Source organism: Methylobacterium persicinum, assembly GCF_022179525.1.
In the GTDB taxonomy this organism is placed as follows: Bacteria; Pseudomonadota; Alphaproteobacteria; order Rhizobiales; family Beijerinckiaceae; genus Methylobacterium; species Methylobacterium persicinum.
Window position 1 is genome coordinate 54,661 of record NZ_BPQX01000030.1, and the last position, 21,647, is coordinate 76,307.

The following is a 21,647-nucleotide window of genomic DNA, read 5'->3' on the forward strand; positions in this document are numbered from 1 at the left end:
GATCGCATGCTTTCCGTCATTGCGAGCGGAGCGAAGCAATCCAGGGCAGCGGGACATCTCAGAACTGAGCGGATCCCTGGCTTGCTACGCTTCGCTCACAACGACCGTCGTGATGACGTGGTCCAAGTTTCCCGGAAGATGCTCTAGACACCGCCGCGGCCACGGCCGACGGCGTCATGGCTCCAGGGAGAAGGTCTCGTCGAAGGCATAGCCCGAGCCGCGCACGGTGCGGATCGGGTCGGTCTGGCGGGGGCCGTTCAGGGCTTTGCGCAGGCGCCCGACATGGACGTCCACCGTGCGCTCGTCGATGTAGACATCGTGGCCCCAGACCCCGTCGAGGAGCTGTTCCCGGGAGAAGACCCGGCCGGGGCTGAGCATCAGGAATTCGAGAAGCCGGAACTCCGTCGGCCCGAGGTGGAGCTCGGTCCCCCCGCGCCGGACGCGATGCCCGGTCCGGTCCAGCTCGATATCGCCCGCGGCCAGCCGGTCCGCCACATGGGCCGGCTTGGCCCGGCGCAGGAGGGCCCGGACCCGGGCCAGCAGCTCCGGCACCGAGAACGGCTTGACGATGTAGTCGTCCGCGCCCGTGCCGAGGCCGCGGACCCGGTCGCCCTCTTCACCCCGGGCCGTCAGCATGATCACCGGCAGCCGCTCGGTCTCGCGGCGGGCCCGGATCCGGCGGCACAGCTCGATCCCCGAAAGGCCCGGCAGCATCCAGTCCAGCAGCACGAGGTCCGGGGTACGCTCGGCGAGCAAGAGTTCGGCGTCGTCGCCGCGGGCGGCGGCATCGACCGAGAAGCCCTCCGCCTCGAGGTTGTACCGCAGGAGGGTCGAGAGCGCCTCTTCGTCCTCGACGATCAGGACACGCATGGCCGATGGTCCATTCCACGCCGATTTGCCCCAGCCGGACGCGGCCGAGGGGATTGGGCAACGCTGATACGGGGCGTGGCCGGACTGAAGCCGGTCGGCCCCGCCATCAACAGAGACTTTCCGGTGCCCACATCCGCACCGCCACGGTCGCCGCAGGCGAGGCGGTAGGGTCCTGTGCCGCCCGGCTCAGGACCATTGCCGCGCCTCTGCCGGCCTCGCGCCCGTCGCGCGCGGCGCGTCCCCGCGGCGATCCTGTCGGACGCGCGTCAGGCCCCCGGCGCGACGGTTGCATAGTTCGAGGAATCGTTCTTCGGTCGGTCGCCCATGAAGATCTCGCCGGTGGCGAGATAATGGATCGTCTCGGCGATGTTGGTCGTGTGATCCCCGATTCGCTCGACGTTCTTCGCACAGAACAGCAGATGCGTGCAGAACGAGATGTTGCGCGGATCTTCCATCATGTATGTCAGGAGCTCGCGGAACAGCGAGTTGTACAGGGCGTCGATTTCGCCGTCCCGTTCCCAGACGTCATGGGCCGCCTTGAGGTCGGCGCTGGCATAGGCGTCGAGCACGTCCTTGAGCTGGCCCTCGGCGAGGTCGCTCATGTGGCGCACGCCGAGCACGATCTTCTGGGCGGGCGACTGGTCGGCGATGGCGGTGACGCGCTTGGCCACGTTCTTGGCGAGGTCGCCGATCCGTTCGAGGTCGCCGGAAACGCGGATGGCGGAGATGGTCTCACGCAGGTCCACCGCCATCGGCTGACGCTTGGCGATGAGCAGGACAGCCTTCTCCTCGATCTCCCGCTGGAGGGCATCGAGACGCTTGTCGGCGAGGATGACGGCCTGGGCGAGGCTCTCGTCCTGCCGGGCCAGAGCGAGGGTCGCCTCGCCGGTCATCTTCTCCGCGACTCCGCCCATCTCGGATATCTGCCGGCGCAGATCTTCCAGGTCCGTGTCATAGGACGAGACGATGTGGCCGGGCATGATGGGCTCCGCTCAGTCTGTGTCGCGACATCTAGAGCATTTTCTGTAATCCTTGGATCACAGAAAATGCTCTAGACCATTGCTTTGGCCGCATTTTCTAACGCCGAACCGGCGTCCACTTCGGCGGAAAATGCTCTAGCCGAACCGTCCGGTGATGTAATCCTGTGTGCGCCGCTCGGTCGGGTTCATGAAGATCCGGTCGGTCTGACCGAATTCCACCAGCTCGCCGAGATACATGAAGGCCGTGTACTGCGAGATGCGCGCCGCCTGCTGCATGTTGTGGGTGACGATCACGATGGTGAACTCGTCCCGTAACTGCTCCATCAGCTCCTCGATGCGGCCCGTCGAGATCGGGTCGAGGGCCGAGGTCGGCTCGTCGAATAGGATCACCTCCGGCTTCTGCGCCACCGTGCGGGCGATGCACAGCCGCTGCTGCTGGCCGCCGGACAGGCCGGTGCCGGGCTGCTTGAGCTTGTCCTTCACTTCGTCCCACAGGGCGGACTTGCGCAGGGATTCCTCCACGCGCCCGTCGAGTTCGGATTTCGGCAACTTCTCGTAGAGGCGCAGGCCGAAAGCCACGTTGTCGTAGATCGACATCGGGAACGGCGTGGGCTTCTGGAACACCATGCCGATCCGCGAGCGCAGCTCGTTCAGGTCCAGGTTCGGATCGAGGACGTTCTTGCCGTCCAGCAGAATCTCGCCCTCTGCCCGCTGCTCCGGATAGAGGCTGTAGATGCGGTTGAAGGTGCGCAGCAGGGTCGACTTCCCGCAGCCCGACGGGCCGATCAGGGCCGTGACCTGCCGGTCGTAGAAATCGATGTCGACGTTCTTCAGGCCGTGGAAGGCCCCGTAATAGAAGTTGAGGTTCCGGACGGCGATGCGCACGGCGCGGCCCGTGGAAGGGTTCCCCCGGTTCAGGTCTCCGGCAGGCATCGCGGAGGCGGCGTTCATCGTCATGTCCTCGTGTGGGATGCGAACGTCACGCCCTTAGCGGGCGCGCTGAGGCTTGATCACCAAGCGGGCGACGATCGACAGGGCCAGGATTGTCCCGGTGATCAGGAGCGCTCCGGCCCAGGCCAGGCCCTGCCAGTTGGGATAGGGCGAGAGAGCGAATTGGTAGATCATCACGGGCAGGTTCGCCACGCCGCCCATGAGGTCGGAGGAGAACCACGAATTGTTGTTCAGGGCAGTGAAGAGCAGGGGCGCCGTCTCGCCGGCGATCCGAGCCAGGGCCAGGATGATGCCGGTGACGATACCGGCGGAGGCGGCCCGCCACGTCACGCTGGTGATCACGATCGAGGGCGGCGCGCCCAGGGCCGCTCCCGCCTCCCGCAGGGTGCCCGGCACGAGCCGGAGCATGTCCTCGGTGGTACGGACGATCACCGGCACGGCGATGATCGCCAGGGCCACGCCGCCGGCCCAGCCGGAATAGGTCCCCATCGGCCGCACCATCAGGGTGTAGACGAACAGACCGATCAGGATCGAGGGCGCCGAGAGCAGGATGTCATTGAGGAAGCGGATGACGTCGGCGAGCTTCGAATGCCGGCCGTATTCCGCCAGATAGGTTCCCGCCATCACCCCGATGGGGGTCGCCACCACGATCCCGATCGTGGTCAGGATGAGGCTGCCGAGGATGGCGTTGGCGATCCCGCCCCCCTCCGAGCCGGGCCCGGGGGTCGGTTGGGTGAACAGGTTCGGGCTGAAGCCGCGGACGCCCTGGATGATCAGCATCAGCAGGATCGAGCCGAGGACGATCGCGCCAACCACCGTGGCCATGAGGCACGAGACCTTGAGGAGCCGGTCGGCGATGCGCCGGCCGGGGCGGACCCGGCTCTCCCGGGTCTGAAGCGTCGCGAGGGTGTTGGCGGCGTCCATGACGGCGAGGCTCCTCAGGCGGCCCGGACGCGGCGGGTGAGCAGCCGCGCGATGATCAGGACGATGAACGTGATGACGAACAGGATGCAGCCGAGCGCCATCAGAGCGTTGAGCTGCAGGCCGTCCGCCTCGTTGAATTCGTTGGCGATCCGCGACGCGATGGTCGAGGACGGATCGAAGATCGAGGCCGAGAGCCGGTTGGCGTTGCCGACCACGAAGGTCACGGCCATCGTTTCGCCGAGGGCGCGTCCGAGGCCCAGCATGATCGCCCCGATGATCGACACGGCGGCCTGCGGCACCAGCACGTGGCGCACCACCTCCCAGGTCGTGCAGCCGATCCCGTAGGCGCTCTCCCGCAGGACAGTGGGGATCTGCTCCAGCATGTCCCGGGCGATCGAGGCGATGAACGGCACGATCATGATCGCCAGGATGATGCCGGCAGTGAAGATGCCGACGCCCGAGGGGACGCGGGCATAGAGAAGGGTGCCCAGGATCGGCATGCCTTCCACGAGGTTCGAGACCGGGATCTGCACGAAGCGTGCGAAGAGCGGCGCGAACACGAACAGGCCCCACATCCCGTAGATGATGCTCGGGACGGCGGCGAGCAGCTCGATCGTCATGGCGACCGGCTTGCGCGCCCAACCGGGGCAGAGCTGCGTGAGGAAGATGGCAATGCCCAGGGAGACCGGCACGCCGATCAGCAGCGCGAGGACGGCGGAGGCGACGGTGCCGAGGACGGCGACGAGGGCGCCATACTGCTCGGTGCCGATATTCCAGGCACTGGACGTGAGGAAGCCGAAGCCGAATTCTTGGAAGGCGGGCCAGCCGCCGTAGATGATCGAACCCAGGATGCCGGCCAGGACCAGAAGGACCAGGATCGCCGCCGCATAGGAGCAGCCACGGAAGACCGCATCGAGGCCGCGGCTCGGGCCCTTTCGCACGGCGCTACGCTGCTCGGCGAGGGCGATGGACTGCGTCAAGGCGGGCATCCGCGTTTCTCTATGGTCGGTCACTGTTATCGCGACCCGTGCCGCATTGCGAGGGAGGGGGTCAGAGCCCCCTCCCCCCGACAATTTACATGTTGAAGACGGGCTTTCCGTCCTTACCCTTGACCGTTTTCCACTCCTCGTGGATCAGCCCGACGACGTTGTCCGGCAGGGGGACATAGTCGAGGTCCGTGGCGAGCTTGTCGCCGTTCTTGTAGGCCCAATCGAAGAACTTGAAGACTTCCGCGGCCTTAGCCGGATCAGCCGGATCCTTGTGGACCAGGATGAAGGTGGCGGCGGTGATCGGCCAGGAATCGGCGCCCGGCTCGTTGGTGAGCGAGATGCCGAAGCCCGGGGCGGCCTTCCAGTCGGCGCTGGCGGCGGCCGCCTGGAACGCCTTGTCGGTCGGCTCGGGGAACTTGCCGTCCTTGTTCTGGATAAGGGCGTAGGCGAGCTTGTTCTGCTTCGCGTAGGCGAACTCGACGTAGCCGATGGAGTTCGGCACCTGCTTCACCGTCGCGGTCACGCCTTCGTTGCCCTTGCCGCCCTGCCCGACGGGCCAGGACACGGTGGTGGCCGCACCGAAATCCTTCTTCCAAGGCTCGGAGACCTGGGAGAGGTAGGTGGTGAAGATGTTGGTCGTGCCCGACGCGTCCGAGCGGTAGACCGGGGTGATGTTGGCGTCGGGGAGCTTCACGCCGTCGTTGAGCTTGGCGATCCGCGGATCGGTCCACTTGGAGATCTTGCCGGCGTAGATGTCGGCGATCACGTCGCCGGTCAGCTTGAGCTTGCCCGCCTCGATGCCGGGGATGTTCACCACGGTCACGACACCGCCCATGACGGTCGGGAACTGCACGAGGCCGTCCTTGCCGAGCTGCTCACCCTTGAGCGGAGCGTCGGTGGCGCCGAAATCGACAGTCTTGGCCTGGATCTGCTTGATGCCGCCGCCAGAACCGATCGACTGATAGTTCAGGCCCGTGCCCGTATCCTTGCGATAGGCTTCGGCCCACTTGGAGTAGACCGGGAAGGGGAAGGTCGCCCCCGCTCCCGTGATGTCGGCAGCCAAAGCTGCAGAGGCGATCTGGGCCGTCGCGAGGCCGATGGCGAGCGCGTAAGCGAAGGGTCTCAAGGATGTCTCCGTCTCGGTCGGGGTGCGCCGACATGACGAGGTCGGTGCGGCGCATGTCCACTGGGCCAACTGGCCCGGCCGGCGCTCGGGGCGGTACGACGGTCCTATGACAGGGCGATGACACGAGGGTTTCGCGGCCCCTGTCCGGCGGCCCTAAGAATCTGATTTTTCGATTCGATCCGCCTTCGGGCCGGGGGCCGGTGATCCCGGTGGACCGGCCATGGCACGGGATCGCTCCCTACGGCGTTGATACCCTATTGCCCCGGATGCGGAGGGGCGCCGGGACAGCCAGGAAGAGGATTCGCACAGTGGCGAGGTGGCCGGCGGAAGAGGGCGAGGGCCCGGATGCGGCCTGGCTCGCCCTGCATGCGGAGCGAGAAGAGGTGGAGCGCGCCCTGGCCCTTTGTCAGGCCCGGCGGCGTTTCGCGAAGAGCCCGGCCGAAGCCGGGGACGCCCAGCGGGAAGAGGCCGAGCTGCTGGTGAACCTCGATCGGGTTCTCACGCGGATCAGGGCGGCGGAGTATGGCCGCCAACCTGGGGCACGGCGGTGGTGACGAAGGCGACCGGCCCGTCCGCTCAGAGGGACTGACGACGGTCCCGTTCCTTGTGGCGCAGGCGAAGGAGCAGGTCGATCTGCGAATCGGGAATCGGCTGGGTGTCGATGCTGCCCTCGTAGACCCTGCGCAGGGTCTGCCCAAGGTGCCCGGTATCGATCCCCGTTCCCGATTTCGCGGAGGCTGAGGGCGTTCCCGTCTCGGCGACCGTCCGGATCATGGTCTTCTCCCACACCCACAACCGGCTCGACCATAGGATGGCCGGCGCGATTACTTTCATCGCATGAGTTGGTTAATCGACCGTTACCGTCAACCTATCGTTAAGCTTAATCCCTCCCCTGCGGCGATCCGACTCGGCGTGGACCGGTGCGGTGGAGGTTTTCGTGCTTTTCGGGGCCTGTCAGGCGCCCTGCAGAAGCCGGGCGGCGGCGGCGCGGGCCTCGTCGGTCACCGTGGCGCCGGCGAGCATGCGGGCGATCTCTTCCCGGCGGTCCTCCACCGGAAGGGTCGAAACACGGGTCGCGACCCGTCCGGCGCCCTTCACCGGTGCCTTGGCGATCAGCAGGTGGGTGGCCGCCCGCGCCGCCACCTGCGGTGCGTGGGTGACGGCGATTACCTGCACCGTGTCGGCGAGGCGGGCGAGGCGAAGGCCGATGGCATCCGCGACGGCGCCCCCCACGCCGGTGTCGATCTCGTCGAAGATCAGGGTCGGGGCCGAGCCCCGGTCGGCCAGGACGACCTTCAAGGCCAGCATGAACCGGGATAGCTCACCGCCGGAGGCAACCCGCATCATCGGGCCCGGCTTGGTTCCGGGATTGGTCTGAGCCCAGAATTCGACCCGGTCGATCCCCGCCGCGTCGCGGGAGGCAGGATCGGTGGCGATTTCGGTGATGAACCGGGCCCGCTCCAGTTTCAGGGGCGGCAATTCGGCCTGCACCGCCGCATCGAGCCGGCGCGCGGCCTTCCGGCGTCCGGCGCTCAGGGTCTCCGCTGCGGCGGCATAGGCGGCCTCGGCTTTTTCCTGCGCGGCCGCGAGGACGGCGAGTTCGGCCTCTCCGGCATCGATGGCCGCCACATCCGCGGAAAAGCGCCCCGCGAGATCCGCGAGGTCGTCGGCGGCGACATTGTATTTCCGCGCCGCGGCGCGGAGGGCGAACAGGCGCTCCTCCACACGTTCCAATTCGCGGGGATCGAACTCGGCCTCTGCGGTCGCCGCCTCGATGGCCGCCCGTGCCTCGTCGAGGGCGACGAGGGCCGCGTCCAGGGCGCCGATGCAGGGCTCGATCAGGACCGGAAGCAGGGACGCCCGCCGTTCCAGCTTGCGCAGCGCCGCGGAGAGATGGGGGACGGCGGAGTGGGGGCCCCCGGCGGCGTCCAGTGCCTCGTTCAGCTCCCGGGCCACCTTCTCCGATTGCTGCATCACCGTGCGACGCTCGGCGAGGCTCGCCTCCTCCCCCGGCTGAGGAGCGAGGTCGCCGAGTTCCTCGACGGCATGGCGCAGGAAATCCGCCTCCCGGCGGGCGGTCTCGACCCTCTCCCGGTGGTCCATGAAGGCCGTGCGGGCGGTGCGCAGGGCCCGGGAGGCCGCCGCGACCCGGGCCACCTGCGCCTGAAGGCCACCGAACGCATCGAGGATCGCCCGGTGCGACGCGGGATCCGCCAGAGCCCGGTCGTCGTGCTGGCCGTGGATTTCCACAAGGGCCGCGCCGATGGCCCGCAACACCTGCACGCCCACCGCCTGATCGTTGACGAAGGCGCGGGTGCGCCCGTCCGACATCTGGGTCCGGCGCAGGATCAGGTCGCCCTCGGTATCGAGCTCGGCCTCGGCGGCGATGCGGCGGGCCGGATGATCCAGGGGCACGTCGAACACCGCCGTCACCCCGCCCTGGGACTCGCCGGAGCGCACGAGGCGTCCGTCGCCCCGTCCCCCCAGGGCCAGCGCGAAGGCGTCGAGCAGGATCGACTTGCCCGCGCCGGTCTCGCCGGTCAGGACGCTGAGACCCTCGCGGAAATTCAGCTCAAGCTTGTCGATCAGAACGATGTCGCGGATCGCGAGCTGCGCGAGCATGCTGCGGCGGGGGATCCCAGGGGACGAAGAGGGACCCGGGGCATTCCCCGGGAACGGAGAGCACACATAAGCCGGGCGGGGGCGCGATTCACCTGAAAATTTGGGCGGCGGCCCGGAGGGCGCCCGCGTACCACCCTCGTCATTGCGAGCGCAAATAAGCAATCCAGGGATGCGCCCCGTCTTGAGACGGCCCGCGGCCCTGGATTGCTTCGCTATGCTCGCAATGACGACGTGGGGGGCCGGGCCGCTTACTCCGCCGAGGCGGTGCGCCCGGTGATCGAGCGGAAGGCCTTGGACAGGAACGAGGTCTTCTCCTCCCGCGGCTCGAGGCCGTTGCTGGCCAGGAGCGCGTGGGCATCCTTGTACCAGGGCGAGTCTGGGAAGTTGTGGCCCAGCACCGCGGCAGCATTCTGCGCCTCCTGCGGGATGCCGAGGGCCCAATAGGCCTCGGTCAGGCGCTCAAGGGCCTCCTCGGCATGGCGAGTGGTCTGATACTTGGAGACCACATCGCGGAACCGGTTGATCGCCGCCGGGAAGTTGCGCTTCTCGAGGTAGTAGCGGCCGATTTCCATCTCCTTGCCCGCAAGCTGGTCGCGGGTGATCTGGATCTTGGCCTTGGCATCCGCCGCATATTCGGAGGTCGGATAGCGCTGGACGAGCTCCTGGAGGGCGACAAGGGCCTTCTCGGAGCGGTCCTGGTCGCGGGTGATATCCGGGATCTGCTTGTAGTTCGACATCGCGATAAGATACTGCGCGTAGGCCGCGTCCTTGCTCGACGGATGCCGCTGAAGGTACAGTTTCGAGGCGTTGATCGCGTCGTCGTACTTCTGGCCTTCGTAATTCGCGTAGGCGGTCATCAGCAGCGCCTTCCGCGACCAGTCGGAATACTGGTACTGCTTGTCGAGGCTGTCGAACTTCTTGACAGCACCCTCGTAGTCGCTGTCCTCCATCTTCGCCAAGCCCTCGCTATAGAGCTTGTCGGCGGGGACATCCGGCACGACCTCCGGCTTGTATTTCTCGGCGAAGATCCCGGTGGGATCGAAGTCGCAGCCGCCGAGGCCCAGGCCCAGCACGGCCACGAGCGGGGCCGCCAGAGCCGTGAGGCCGCGATGACGAATGGTGACAGGCATTCTCGCGCTCTTTCCCCCACCCGGAGCGGTTAACGCCGCCGGGATGCCAACCCGTGGTGGTCTCCGGCTCCGGGGAGCCGTGCCCGCCATTTACGGGCGGTTAAACCGTGACGCTCGATTCGGGCGTGAAAGCGGCGATGGTGAGGCGGCGCGCATTGGAGCGGAGGTGTGGTCCGCCGGACACAACCCGTGGGCGCCGGAGGCCTCTCAGACGTCGGCGACGAAGGCCGCGAGCCCAATGCTCGCCCCGAGATCGACGAGGGTGCCCTGGCGGCTGCCGGCCGCTTCGACGATGGCGTAGTTGGCCCGGTCCGAGAACAGGGCGGAGAGCACGCCGACATTCATGCGGTGGCCGCCACAATAGGAGCGGTACGCCCCCTGGATCGGCAGACCCGCCAGGGCGAGGTCGCCCACGGCGTCGAGGATCTTGTGGCGGACGAACTCGTCCGCGAAGCGCAGGCCCTCCGGGTTGACCACACCGTTCTCGCCCACGGCGACGGTGTTCTCGAGGGAGGCGCCAAGGGCGAAGCCCGCCTTCCAGTAGCGCTCCACGTCCTTCATCATGCCGAAGGTGCGGGCGTCCGCGACGTCCCGGCGATAGGACGCCGGCGAGAGGTCCATGGCCTTCCGCGAGCGTCCGATCACCGGGTTGTCGAAATCGATCTCCACGTCGAGGCGGAAGCCCCGGTCGATGGGGCGAAGCTCGGCGAAGGCGCGGCCCACTTCGATCCGCACGGGGCGCAGGACCTTCAGCCAGCGTTTGGGAGCGGCACAGGTGGTGAGGCCGACCCGGTCGATCGCCTCCACGAAGAGCTTGGCCGAACCGTCGAGGATGGGAAGCTCGGGCCCGTCGATTTCGACGAGGGCATTGTCGACGCCCAGGCCGAACAGGGCGGACATCAGATGTTCGATGGTGGCAACGGCCCCGGTCTCGACGTCACCGATGACGGTGCAGAGTTCGGTGGCGGAAACTAGGGCGTGGTGGGCCTTGATGAGGCGGTCGTTGCCGAGGGGGGTACCGGTGCGGAGGAAGGCGATGCCGTGGTTGGCGGGGGCTGGACGGATGGTGAGGGAGGCGGGGTTCCCGGAGTGGACACCTACGCCCGAGAGCGTCGCTGCCGCCTTGAGGGTGGTCTGATTGTTCGTTCGCATTCCTGAGCCCTCGGCCGCAATCCGGCTTCGCCAATCCGTGGTGGAGATGGCGCGCGCTTCGATCCGTCCGCTGCTTGATGCCCCTGACGCCGCTGACAGGTTGTATCCCCGCGGCACACTCGTTCTTGCGGGATTAGCTATAGCCGCGCTGTGCAGGCCAGCCAAATCACGGATTCTTACCGCGTGTTACAAGCTGCGCCGGATCCGCAAACCGATAAAGTGCAGCCTGTCCAACGGGTTAAAAAAAGGTTAACGCGCGGCGGATCCTGGGCGGATCTGTGGCGGCGATACATCATTTGCACAGGTACAACGTCAATACGACAAACCCCACGCCGTGCCCCTCCGAAGAGTTGCACAACGTGAGGTTGAATAGTCTCGGTGACGTTCGGGCGGTCAGTTCGCCTGGCGGCGGAGGAAGGCCGGGATCTCGAGCTGGTCGTCGTCCATCATCCGCGCCTGCGGCAGGGACCGACCCTGGCCGTCGAGGCTTCCCTGGGCCGGCCGGTACTGCGGGGCCTGGGGCATGGGCGCCCGGGGGGCCGGGGGCAGCTGCGGCTGATAGGAGGCCGGGGCCGGGGGAGCCGGAGGCGCGGTCGGCCGCGCCGGAGCCACGCCCTCGTCCTCACGACGACCGCCGAAGCCCACGGTGGCGAGCCGCCGCAGCAGGGAGGTCCGCTTGGATTCCGGCGCCGAATCCTCGGCGGTGCGGTTCGCCATCAGCTGGGTCTGGGCGATGGGCGGCAGCTCGTGGATTTGCGGCATCCGCGGGGCGCGGGCCAGGGACGGGGCGCCGGCGGGCGCCTCGGGACGCGGCGGCACGAACGGGCCGTTGTGGAGCTGCGGCGCGGGCTCGATCCGCGGCGCGGCGGGGGCCGGGACGAACGGCGCCGCCGCCCGGGGCTGGACCTGGGCCAGGAGGACGTCGTCCCGGTTCGCGACTGGCATCGGCTCGGCGCGCATCTCGGTCCGCGGCTCGCCGGCCGGGGCCATGGGGGCGGTGGCGAGGGGCGCGGCGGGAGCCTGCTGGATCGGCGCGGGGGCCGCGGCGGGGGCCGCGGCCTCCGTGCGGATGCTCGGCACCGGCGAGGCCGCCCGGGCCCGGGCCTCGGCGCGCAGGCGCTCGGCGACTTCGGCGATGCGCTGCTCGGTCTCGGCGACGACCGGGTTGTTGGTCGAGTTCGCGGAGATCAGGGCCGGCTCGATGCCCGTGGCGACCACGGACACGCGGATGATGCCGTCGAGGCTCTCGTCGAAGGTGGCGCCCAGGATGATGTTGGCGTCCTGATCGACCTCCTCGCGGATGCGGGTCGCGGCCTCGTCCAGTTCGTAGAGGGTCAGGTCCGAGCCGCCGGTGATGGAGATCAGCAGGCCGCGGGCCCCCTTCATGGAGACGTCGTCGAGGAGCGGGTTGGCGATGGCGGCCTCGGCGGCGCGGTTGGCGCGCTTCTCGCCGGACGCCTCGCCAGTGCCCATCATCGCCTTGCCCATGCCGCGCATGATCGCCCGGACGTCGGCGAAGTCGAGGTTGATGAGGCCTTCCTTGACCATCAGGTCGGTGATGCAGGCCACGCCCGAGTAGAGCACCTGGTCGGCCATGGCGAAGGCGTCGGCGAAGGTGGTCTTCTCGTTGGCGACCCGGAACAGGTTCTGGTTCGGGATCACGATCAGGGTGTCGACCGCCGCCTGGAGTTCCTGGATGCCGGACTCGGCCGTGCGCATCCGGCGCACGCCCTCGAACTGGAACGGCTTGGTCACGACGCCGACGGTGAGGATGCCCATGTCCCGGGCCGCCCGGGCGATGACCGGCGCCGCGCCGGTGCCGGTGCCGCCGCCCATGCCGGCGGTGATGAAGCACATGTGGGCGCCCGAGAGCTGGTCGCGGATCTCGTCGATGACCTCGTCGGCGGCGGCGGAGCCGACCTCCGGATGCGAGCCGGCGCCGAGACCCTGGGTCACGTTGAGACCCATCTGGATCACGCGCTCGGCCTTCGAGGAGGTCAGCGCCTGGGCATCGGTGTTGGCCACCACGAATTCGCAGCCGAGAAGGCCGGACTCGATCATGTTGTTGACCGCGTTGCCGCCGGCGCCGCCGACGCCGAACACGGTGATGCGGGGCTTGAGTTCCCGGATGTCCGGCGCCTGGAGGGAGATGGCCATGGTGTCGAGCCTCTGCTGAACTTCGCTGTCGATTGGCGCCTCGCGGCGCCGGCTTTCCGGTTCGGGCGCCGCGCCCCCTGCGGGGCGCGAAGCCTTAGAGCATTTTCCGCCGAAGTGGACGCCGGTTCGGCGCCAGAAAATGCGGCAAAAACAATGGACTAGAGCGGTTTCTGTGGTCCGGGGATTACAGAAAACGCTCTAGAAACTTTCTCTGATCCAGCGGACGACCCGCGGGATGTACCTGTCGGTGCCTGTGGCGGCGAAGGCACCGTGCCCGCGCGGCTCGAAGTACTCGGCGTGGGCGACCTGCGGGTAGACGAGCAGGCCGACCGCCGCGGAGAAAGCCGGTCCCTTGGCCGCCTCGGGCAGGCCGCGGATCCCGAGGGGCCGCCCGATCCGGACCTGCCCCTGCATCACCCTGCGGGCGACTTCGGGCAGGCCGACGAGCTGGCTCGCCCCGCCCGTGAGCACGACCCGGCGTCCGGCCTGGGCGGCGAAGCCGGCGTTGCGCAGGCGGTCGCGCACCAGCTCCACCACCTCCTCGACCCGGGGCTTGATGATCCGCACCAGCTGCGAGCGCGGGATGTGGGCCGGGGCGTCGCCCTCGTCCTCGCCGACCCCGTGGACCGCGATCATGTCGCGCTCGTCGGAGGGCGTGGACAGGGCCGAGCCGTAGAGGGTCTTGAGCCGCTCGGCGGCCGCGACCCGGGTGGAGAGGCCCCGGGCGATGTCCATGGTGACGTGGTGGCCGCCCACCGCCACCGCATCGCAATGGACCAAGTGGCCGCCCGAGAACACGCCGACGCTGGTCGTGCCGCCGCCCATGTCCACGACGCAAACGCCCATCTCCGCCTCGTCGTCCACGAGGGCCGAGAGGCCGGCGGCGTAGGGCGTGGCGATCACCGCCTCGACGCCCAGGTGGCAATGCTCGATCGCCAGCATGACGTTGCGGGCGGCGGCGAGTTCGGTGGTGACGACGTGGAGATCCACGCCGAGCGCCTCGCCGATCATGCCCGAGGGGTCGATCACCGCCCCCTGCCCGTCCAGGGCATAGCCGGTGGGAAGGGCGTGCAGGACGGCCCGGCCGGGGCTGACGCCGTGGGCGCTCGCCGTCTCCAACACCCGCTCCACGTCCGAGCCGGTGACGCTGCCGGAACGCACGTTCACCCGCGCCTGGAAGTGCTGCGAGGCGAGGCGACCGCCGGACATATTGACGATGACCGACTGGACCTCGACTTTGGCCATGCGCTCGGCCGCGTGGACCGCTTGCCGGATCGAGCCCTCGGCCGCCTCGAGATCGACGATGGCGCCGCCCTTCAGCCCCAGGGAGCGCTGATGGCCGATGCCGATGATCCGCGCGAGGTGGGTGCGCCCGCGCAGGGTCGAGAGCGCCTCGGCGGGCTGCAGTTCCGCGATCAGGCAGACCACCTTGCTCGTCCCGATGTCGAGGACCGAGAGGATCGTCGAGCGGCGGGCCGAGAGCGGCTTCAGACGCGGCGTGAGGCCGTGTTGGCTGTGCATGAAACGCTACCGGACGCGAAAGGCGGGACGGGCGGGGAAGGATGGCGCGACGCAGGGGATCATGTCGGCGCCCCCGGCTTCTTCTGTTGCTTCTGCTGAGCCTCGGCACGGGCGGCCGCGGCCTCCTCGGTCAGGCGCACCACGATCCGGTCGGCCATGCGCAGGTCGACCGCGATGATGTCCTTCTCCAGGACTCCGTCCTTGCGCTCCAGCCGCACGAGGCGGGCGAGGGCTCCGGCCGGGTCTTCCTCGGGCAGGCGCACGTCGACGCCGTCGAGCTTGAGAGTCCAGCGACGGCCCGACACATAGGTGCCCGCCTTGATCCGGTCCGCCAGGGGGCCGGCGGCGGCGACCAGGGCGAGGTATTCGGGCAGTTTGGCGTTGGCGTTGTCGCCCACCACGAGGGGCAGGCTCGCGTAGCGGTCGTCCCGCATGGCGTCGATCACCGTGCCGTCCGCGGCGATGACGTTGATGACGCCGTCCTTCTGCCACAGGGCGGCGGGCTCCCGCTCGACCTGCGTGATGGCGATGTCGTTGGGATAGATCTTGCGCACCGAGGCCTGGGCGATGAGCGGAACCCGCAGGAGCTTCTCCCGTGCCTCGTTCACGTCGAGGAAGGGGACGGAGGACCGCCAATCGATCCCTGCGGCGGCCAGGACCTCGCGCTCGTACATCCGCGAGATGCCGGTGATCGTCACCCGCTTGACGCCGAACCCGCAGAAGCGGGCGATGACGTCCATGGGACGTCCCTGCTCCGCCGTGAACGCCTCGTACCGCCCGCTGGCGACGAAGCCCGCCAGGGACAGGGCCGCGAGGGCGGCCGAAACGCCGACGATCCCCGTCCCCCGGGGCAGACGGCCGACGAGGGGTTGGCCGGAGCGGACCCGGCGCACCGAGAGGGCCCGGGAGGGGAAGCGGGCGGCGAACCGCCAGAACGAACCGCCCGCAGGCCGCGCATAGGCACCCGCAGCCCGGGCGGTGCCCGGGTTCAGCGATTCAGGGAAGCGTCCTCCACCATCCATCGGACGAGCTCACCGAAACTCAGGCCCGCATGGGCCGCCATATCCGGCACAAGGCTCGTCTGGGTCATGCCGGGTTGCGTGTTGACCTCCAGCACGACCAGCGCGCCGGTTCCACCCGGCGTGTCGTCGTAGCGAAGGTCGGCACGGCTGACGCCCCGACAGCCCAGCGCTTCATGCGCCGTTAACGCCAACTCTTGGACGCGCTGGTAAACATTTGGTTTAAGTTCTGCCGGGAGGACATGGATGGAGCCCCCCGGCGCATACTTCGCGTCGTAATCGTACCACTCGGTCGTCGCCTTCACCTCGATGACGCCGAGGGGCTTGTCGCCCATCACTCCGCAGGTCAGCTCGCGGCCGGCAATGTAAGGTTCGGCAAGGACTTGCTCGCCGAAATGCCATTCGTCGGAGGCAAGGATCTGGGGCGGATGCGAACGTCCGTCGCGCACGATGATCACACCCATCGACGACCCTTCGGCGATGGGCTTGATCACGTAGGGGGGCGGGAGGACGTGATGGGCGGCGGCCTCCAACCGGTTAACGACCATGCCCCCGGGCACGTCGACTCCGGCGGCGCGCATCACCGTCTTGGCGCGCTCCTTGTTCATGGCGAGCGCCGAGGCGAGGACGCCGGAATGGGTGTAGGATATCTTCAGGATTTCCAGGAGGCCCTGGATGGTGCCGTCCTCGCCATCCGGCCCGTGGAGGGCGTTGAACGCCACGTCCGGCCGGAGCGCGGTGAGGACCGAGGCGATGTCGGCCCCGACATCGATTCGCGTGACCTTGAACCCTTCCCCTTCCAGGGCGTCGGCGCAGGCCTTGCCGGAATTCAGGGAGACCTCCCGTTCGGAGGAGGATCCGCCCATCAGGACGGCGACGTGGCGGGTCATGGGGCTGGCTCCGGTCGTGTTCGGGTGAAGCGGGTTCAGGACTCGGCCGACGATGGTACGCCGATCCGCCTGATCTCCCAGCGCAGCTCCACCCCGCTGGTCTCGCGGACCCGGCGGCGGACCTCCTCGCCGAGACCCTCGATGTCGGCGGCGGTGGCGCCGCCGCGGTTGATCAGGAAGTTGCAATGCATCTCGCTCACCTGCGCCCCGCCGCGGGCGAGGCCCCGGCAGCCGGCGGCATCGATGAGCTGCCATGCCTTGCCTCCCTCGGGGTTGGCGAAGGTCGAGCCGCCGGTCCGCTCGCGGATCGGCTGGGCGGCTTCCCGGGCGGCGGTGACCCGCTCCATCTCCGCCTCGATCGCCGCGCGCTCCCCGGGGCGGCCCCGGAATAGGGCCTGGGTAAAGATCACGTCCTCCGGTGCGGAGCAGTGGCGGTAGGAGAAGCCCATCTGTCCGTGGTCGAAGGTGCGCAGGTTGCCCGCCCGGTCGATTCCCCGGGCCTCGACGAACACGCCGGTGGTCTCGCCGCCATGGGCGCCGGCATTCATGCGCAGGGCGCCCCCGACCGAGCCGGGGATGCCCCGGTAGAAGGCGAGCCCGTCGAGGGAGGCTTCCGCCGCCGCCTTGGCGAGGCGCATGTCCGGAACGGCGGTTCCAGCGCGGATCGTCTCGCCGTCGATGGCCACCGAGCCGAACGCCTTGCCGCCGAGGCGTACGGTGACGCCGGGAATCCCGCCGTCACGCACGATGAGGTTCGAGCCGAGGCCGATGACGGTCACCGGTACGGCGGGATCGAGGGCGGCGAGCAGGGTGGCGAGATCTTCCTCGTCGGCGGGGGTGAACAGCACCTCCGCCGGTCCGCCGACGCGGAACCACGTCAGGTCGGCGAGGCTGGCACCGGCCACAAGCCGGCCCCTGAGGGAGGGCGCGGCGGCGCGGATCTTGTCGGACAGGTGGGTCATGGGTGCTCTCCCCCTCGCCCCGCCTGCGGGGAGAGGGTTTTGCCGACCTTGTCGTCGGCGAAACGAGGCGGCAGCCGGGGGTGAGGGGGCGTGGCCGGAGGAGTTTCATCCGGCGGGCCCCCCTCACCATCGCCCTCCGGGCTTGCCTCGCCCCCGGCAAGGGGGGCTCGGCCCTCTCCCCGCAGGCGGGGAGAGGGGGGGAGCGCGGAGAGGATCGTGTCCAGAACTCCGATCGTGTTCGTCATCACTTCGGCATTCCAGAACCGCAGCACGCGATAGCCCTGTGCCTTCAGCCACGCATCGCGGACACGGTCGTGGTCGCTCTCGGCATGCTGGCCGCCATCGACCTCGACGACCAGCCGAGCGTCGCGACAGCGGAAGTCAGCCACGTAACGGCCGATGCCCTCCTGCCGGACGAACTTGAAGCCGGCGAGGCGGCGGTCGCGCAGGCGATACCAGAGGCGGCGCTCCGCCTCCGTGAGGGTCCCCCGCAACTGCCTGCGGAACTGCGTGCGTTCCGCCCCTGCGCCGTCCACCCTCACCCCCGCGATGCCAGCTCGCCCGGCAGCGCGTAGGCCCACTGGGTGATGGTCCCGGCGCCCAGGCACACCACGTAGTCGCCGGGCTTGGCGAGCTCCGCGACGATGCCGGCGAGATCATCCGGCTTCTCCAGGGCCCGGGCATCCCGGTGCCCGCGGGAGCGCAGGCCCGCGACGAGGCTGTCGCGGTCGAATCCCTCGATGGGCTGTTCGCCGGCCGCGTAGACCGGGGCGACGATCACCGTGTCGGCGTCGTTGAAGCAGGTGCAGAAATCGTCGAACAGCGACTGGAGCCGGCTGTAACGGTGGGGTTGCACCACGGCGATCACCCCGTGGTCGGTGGAGGATCGGGCGGCCTTCAGCACCGCCTTGATCTCCACGGGATGGTGGCCGTAATCGTCGAAGATTGCGGCGCCGTTCCACTCCCCCGTGCGGGTGAAGCGCCGCTTCACGCCACCGAAGCCGGCGAGCGCATTGCGGATCGCCTCGGGCTTCACGCCCAGCTCGTGGGCGACGGCGAGGGCCGCCGTGGCGTTCAGCGCGTTGTGCTTGCCCGGCATCGGCAGCACGAGATCCTCCATCTCCATCCGGTAGCCCGGTCGCCGGTCGCGGATCATCACCCGGAACCTGCTCTGGCCGCCCTTCAGGTCGACGTCGATCAGGCGCACGTCGGCCTGCGGGTTCTCGCCGTAGGTGATGATCCGCCGGTCCTCGATGTGGCCGACGAGGTCCTGCACCACGGGGTGATCGATGCACATCACCGCGAAGCCGTAGAACGGGATGTTGTCGATGAAGCGCCGGAAGGCGTCCTTGATGGCATCGAACGAGCCGAAATGGTCGAGGTGCTCGGGGTCGATGTTGGTGACGATCGCCACGTCAGCCGGCAGCTTGAGGAAGGTGCCGTCGGATTCGTCGGCCTCCACCACCATCCACTCGCCCGCACCCATGCGGGCGTTGGTGCCGTAGGCGTTGATGATGCCGCCGTTGATGACCGTCGGGTCGAGGTTGCCGGCGTCGAGGAGCGTGGCGACGAGGGAGGTGGTCGTGGTCTTGCCGTGGGTGCCCGCCACCGCGACGCAGGACTTGAACCGCATCAGCTCGGCCAGCATTTCCGCCCGGCGCACCACCGGCAGGCGGGCCTCGCGGGCGGCTTCAAGCTCGGGGTTGTCCCGGCGGATCGCCGTCGAGACCACGACGAGGCCGGCGTCGGCGACATTGGCGGCGTCGTGGCCGACGAAGGTCCGCATCCCCTTCTCCGCCAGCCGCCGGACATTGGCGTTGTCGGACGCGTCCGAGCCCTGAACCGTATAGCCGAGATTGTGCATCACCTCGGCGATGCCGGACATGCCGATGCCGCCGATGCCGATGAAGTGGATGGGGCCGAGCTTTTCGGGCAGCTTCATGGGGTCAAACCTTCGGTCGATTGGGCATCCTGCGCCTGAATACGGCGATCAGGGATGGGCCGTCGTCTCGGAGACGCATGTCTCGACGACGACCTGGGCCAGCCGCTCGGCGGCATCGTGAATTCCCGCGCTTCTCGCCGCATCGGCCGCCCGGGTCAATTTCGTGGGGTTTTCGAACATCTCCATGAGGTCGGCGGCGAGCCGGTCCGGGGTGAAGGCCGATTGCTTCACGGCGATGGCGGCACCGATCGTCTCGAGGGTCGCGGCGTTGGCGGCCTGGTCCTGATCGAGGGCGCCGGGCAGCGGCACGAGGATCGCCGGGCGGCCGATGGCCGCGAGTTCCGAGACGGTGGAGGCGCCCGAACGCGAGACGACGAGGTGGCTCGCCGCCATCCGGGCCGGAAGGTCCTTGAAGAACGGCGCCGCGTCCAGGCCGGCGAGGCCCAGGGCGAGGTAGCGGTTCTGGACCGCGGTCAGATCCTCGGGCCGGACCTGCTGCGTGACGTGCAGGCGCTGGCGCAGGTCGGCCGGGAGCCGCTCGATGGCAGGGGGGACGATCTCGCCCATGATCCGCGCGCCCTGGCTGCCGCCGAACACGAGGAGGCGGAAGGTGTCCCCCTCCCCAAGGGCCGGATAGGGCGTGCGGGCCGCCTCGATCACCGCCGGCCGGAGGGGATTGCCGGTATGGACGCGCCGGGCGGTCACCTTGTCGGGGATGCCCCTGACGTCCTGGAAGCCGGTGGCGATGGTCCGCGCACCCCGGGCCAGGAAGGCGTTGGCCCGGCCCATCACCGCGTTCTGCTCGTGGAGGATGGTCGGCACCCGCAGGATCTGCCCGGCGAGCACCGGCGGCACGGTGGGGTAGCCGCCGAAGCCGACCACGGCAGCCGGGTTGATCCGCCGGATGGCCTTCGCCGCGTCGCCGAAACCCCGCCCCAGGGTCACGACCGCCGTCGCGCGCCGGAGGAGGTTGCGGCCGGACGGCGTCGCCGAGCGGATGGTCACGATCTCGGAGGCCGGGAAGTCCCCGGCGATGGAATCGACCCGCGCGTCGGTGGCGAGGGCCACCCGCACGCCGCGCTCCCGGAGGGCGTGGGCGAGGCTCTCGGCCGGGAAGAGATGGCCCCCCGTGCCCCCTGCGCAGAGCAGGATCGTCGGCGTGAAGACGGTCATTGCTTCACCCCGGCGACGGCGGACGGCGCGGTCCCGGGGGGCTTCTGGCTCAACAGCACGGTGCGCGGGCGCTTGCGGGTCAGGGCCACGAGGAAGCCGGTGCCCAGCGCCAGGGAGATCAGCGACGAGCCGCCGTAGGAGACGAAGGGAAGCGTCATGCCCTTGGCCGGCATGAGCTGGGTGTTCACCGCCATGTTGATACACGCCTGAAGGCCGAAGAGGGTCGTCAGCCCCGTGATCGCCAGACGCGAGAACGTATCGTCCGTGCGCCGGGCGAGCTTGAGGCCGCGCAGCACGATGTAGGCGAACAGGGCCACGAGGCACAGGCAGACGATCACCCCGAACTCCTCCCCGGTGACGGAGAAGATGAAGTCGGTATGGGCGTCCGGCAGGTGGCGCTTGGCGATGCCCTCGCCCGGGCCGGTGCCGAACCAGCTGCCGGAGCGGAAGGATTCCCGCGACCAGAATTCCTGGAAGCTGTCGCCCGAATCCTGGTCGAAGAAGCGGTTGAAGCGCTCACGGACGTGGTGGAAGAACGTGTAGGCGGCGAAGACGCCGGCCAGCCCGACGACGCCGAACACGCCCACCCAGATCAGGTGCAGCCCGGCCACGAAGATCAGGGCCGACCACGTCATGGTGATCAGCATGGTCTGGCCGAAATCCGGCTGGAGCAGGAGGGGGATGATGGTCACGGGCAGGATCAGCAGGCCCAAGAGCCCCCCGGGCATGTCCCGGCGCTGGGCGCCCTCCGAGAAGGCCCAGGCGGCGACCACGACGAAGGCGGGCTTCACGAACTCGGACGGCTGGAGGCCGAAGGAGCCGAACTGGATCCAGCGATGCGCGCCCTTGATCTCCGGTCCGAACTTGCCGGCGAGCAGGCACAGGGCGACCCCGCCGACCCAGGTCATCAGGGCCAGCCGCCGGATGCCCCGCAGGCTCAGGAACGACACGGCGCAGATCAGCAGGACCGTCGGGGCGAGGTACATCGCCTGGCGGTTGAGGAAGTAGAAGGTCGGCAGGCCGATACGCTCGGCCACGGGCGGGCCGCCGCCCATCAGGAAGACGAGGCCGGCCACCATCAGGGCGACGAGCGCCGCGAGGAGGCCGCGATCGACCGTCCACCACCAGTCCGTCAGGGGGGTGCGTTCGGCGCGGGACATCATGGGCGTGCGGGTGCCTCCCGGCGCCGGCCTGCGGCGCGAGCCGGGAGAGTGTCCCCGAATGGTAAACGCTTCGCTA

General features: G+C 68.9%; 20 protein-coding genes. 1 reads left to right on the forward strand and 19 read right to left on the reverse strand.

Translation table 11 applies throughout. The annotated features are described in order from the left end of the window. Positions 1–174 precede the first annotated feature (174 nt). From phoB to pstS, 6 genes are all read right to left on the reverse strand, one after another. Positions 175–870, reverse strand: coding sequence for a phosphate regulon transcriptional regulator PhoB (gene phoB / locus MFF22_RS13205; protein WP_238249433.1), 696 nt, complete (start codon positions 868–870; stop codon positions 175–177). A 266-nt stretch (positions 871–1,136) separates the two neighbouring features. After that, positions 1,137–1,850, reverse strand: a complete 714-nt coding sequence (gene phoU, locus MFF22_RS13210; RefSeq protein ID WP_238249434.1) for a phosphate signaling complex protein PhoU — start codon at positions 1,848–1,850, stop codon at positions 1,137–1,139. A gap of 135 nt (positions 1,851–1,985) precedes the next feature. Further along, a complete protein-coding gene (gene pstB, locus MFF22_RS13215; RefSeq protein WP_238249460.1) occupies positions 1,986–2,783 on the reverse strand; it encodes a phosphate ABC transporter ATP-binding protein PstB in 798 nt (265 codons plus the stop codon). Positions 2,784–2,837: 54 nt separating this feature from the next. After that, entirely contained in the window at positions 2,838–3,725 is an 888-nt protein-coding gene (gene pstA, locus MFF22_RS13220) for a phosphate ABC transporter permease PstA (RefSeq protein ID WP_238249435.1), read from the reverse strand. 14 nt (positions 3,726–3,739) lie between these two features. Next, positions 3,740–4,714, reverse strand: a complete 975-nt coding sequence (pstC, locus tag MFF22_RS13225) for a phosphate ABC transporter permease subunit PstC (RefSeq protein WP_238249436.1) — start codon at positions 4,712–4,714, stop codon at positions 3,740–3,742. Positions 4,715–4,799: 85 nt separating this feature from the next. Beyond that, on the reverse strand, positions 4,800–5,840 hold the full coding sequence (pstS, locus tag MFF22_RS13230) for a phosphate ABC transporter substrate-binding protein PstS (RefSeq protein WP_238249437.1): 1,041 nt from the start codon (positions 5,838–5,840) through the stop codon (positions 4,800–4,802). Positions 5,841–6,148: 308 nt separating this feature from the next. Between pstS and MFF22_RS13235 the strand changes: the two genes are divergently transcribed. After that, positions 6,149–6,394, forward strand: coding sequence for a hypothetical protein (locus tag MFF22_RS13235; RefSeq protein ID WP_238249438.1), 246 nt, complete (start codon positions 6,149–6,151; stop codon positions 6,392–6,394). A 22-nt stretch (positions 6,395–6,416) separates the two neighbouring features. Here the strand turns inward: MFF22_RS13235 and MFF22_RS13240 are convergent, their stop codons facing one another. The 13 genes from MFF22_RS13240 to MFF22_RS13300 form a co-directional block, all read right to left on the reverse strand. After that, positions 6,417–6,614: a hypothetical protein gene (locus tag MFF22_RS13240; RefSeq protein ID WP_238249439.1), complete on the reverse strand. Its 198-nt coding sequence runs from the start codon at positions 6,612–6,614 to the stop codon at positions 6,417–6,419. A 180-nt stretch (positions 6,615–6,794) separates the two neighbouring features. Then, on the reverse strand, positions 6,795–8,462 hold the full coding sequence (gene recN, locus MFF22_RS13245) for a DNA repair protein RecN (RefSeq protein WP_238249440.1): 1,668 nt from the start codon (positions 8,460–8,462) through the stop codon (positions 6,795–6,797). A gap of 248 nt (positions 8,463–8,710) precedes the next feature. Next, the gene (locus MFF22_RS13250) at positions 8,711–9,592 is read right to left on the reverse strand and encodes an outer membrane protein assembly factor BamD (protein WP_238249441.1); all 882 of its coding nucleotides are present in this window, start codon (positions 9,590–9,592) and stop codon (positions 8,711–8,713) included. A 207-nt stretch (positions 9,593–9,799) separates the two neighbouring features. Next, positions 9,800–10,744: a UDP-3-O-acyl-N-acetylglucosamine deacetylase gene (gene lpxC / locus MFF22_RS13255; protein ID WP_238249442.1), complete on the reverse strand. Its 945-nt coding sequence runs from the start codon at positions 10,742–10,744 to the stop codon at positions 9,800–9,802. Positions 10,745–11,137: 393 nt separating this feature from the next. Then, complete coding sequence (gene ftsZ / locus MFF22_RS13260; protein ID WP_238249443.1) at positions 11,138–12,901, reverse strand: cell division protein FtsZ; 1,764 nt, start codon at positions 12,899–12,901, stop codon at positions 11,138–11,140. 198 nt (positions 12,902–13,099) lie between these two features. After that, positions 13,100–14,422, reverse strand: a complete 1,323-nt coding sequence (ftsA, locus tag MFF22_RS13265; protein ID WP_238249444.1) for a cell division protein FtsA — start codon at positions 14,420–14,422, stop codon at positions 13,100–13,102. Between the two features lie 59 nt (positions 14,423–14,481). Beyond that, complete coding sequence (locus MFF22_RS13270; protein ID WP_238249445.1) at positions 14,482–15,444, reverse strand: cell division protein FtsQ/DivIB; 963 nt, start codon at positions 15,442–15,444, stop codon at positions 14,482–14,484. Next, positions 15,411–16,331: a D-alanine--D-alanine ligase gene (locus MFF22_RS13275; protein ID WP_238249446.1), complete on the reverse strand. Its 921-nt coding sequence runs from the start codon at positions 16,329–16,331 to the stop codon at positions 15,411–15,413. The genes MFF22_RS13270 and MFF22_RS13275 overlap by 34 nt, the downstream gene beginning before the upstream one ends. A gap of 35 nt (positions 16,332–16,366) precedes the next feature. After that, positions 16,367–17,293: a UDP-N-acetylmuramate dehydrogenase gene (gene murB / locus MFF22_RS13280; RefSeq protein ID WP_238249447.1), complete on the reverse strand. Its 927-nt coding sequence runs from the start codon at positions 17,291–17,293 to the stop codon at positions 16,367–16,369. After that, positions 17,290–17,874 carry an endonuclease domain-containing protein gene (locus MFF22_RS13285; RefSeq protein WP_238249448.1) on the reverse strand — a complete coding sequence of 195 codons (585 nt, stop codon included), beginning with the start codon at positions 17,872–17,874 and terminating at the stop codon, positions 17,290–17,292. Before MFF22_RS13285 ends, murB begins: the two co-directional genes overlap by 4 nt. Next, positions 17,832–19,235 carry a UDP-N-acetylmuramate--L-alanine ligase gene (gene murC, locus MFF22_RS13290; protein WP_238249449.1) on the reverse strand — a complete coding sequence of 468 codons (1,404 nt, stop codon included), beginning with the start codon at positions 19,233–19,235 and terminating at the stop codon, positions 17,832–17,834. The genes MFF22_RS13285 and murC overlap by 43 nt, the downstream gene beginning before the upstream one ends. 48 nt (positions 19,236–19,283) lie before the next feature. Next, complete coding sequence (gene murG / locus MFF22_RS13295) at positions 19,284–20,408, reverse strand: undecaprenyldiphospho-muramoylpentapeptide beta-N-acetylglucosaminyltransferase (RefSeq protein ID WP_238249450.1); 1,125 nt, start codon at positions 20,406–20,408, stop codon at positions 19,284–19,286. Continuing rightward, positions 20,405–21,571 (reverse strand): FtsW/RodA/SpoVE family cell cycle protein, encoded by a 1,167-nt coding sequence (locus tag MFF22_RS13300; RefSeq protein ID WP_238249451.1) that lies wholly within the window; start codon positions 21,569–21,571, stop codon positions 20,405–20,407. Before MFF22_RS13300 ends, murG begins: the two co-directional genes overlap by 4 nt. Positions 21,572–21,647: the final 76 nt, after the last annotated feature.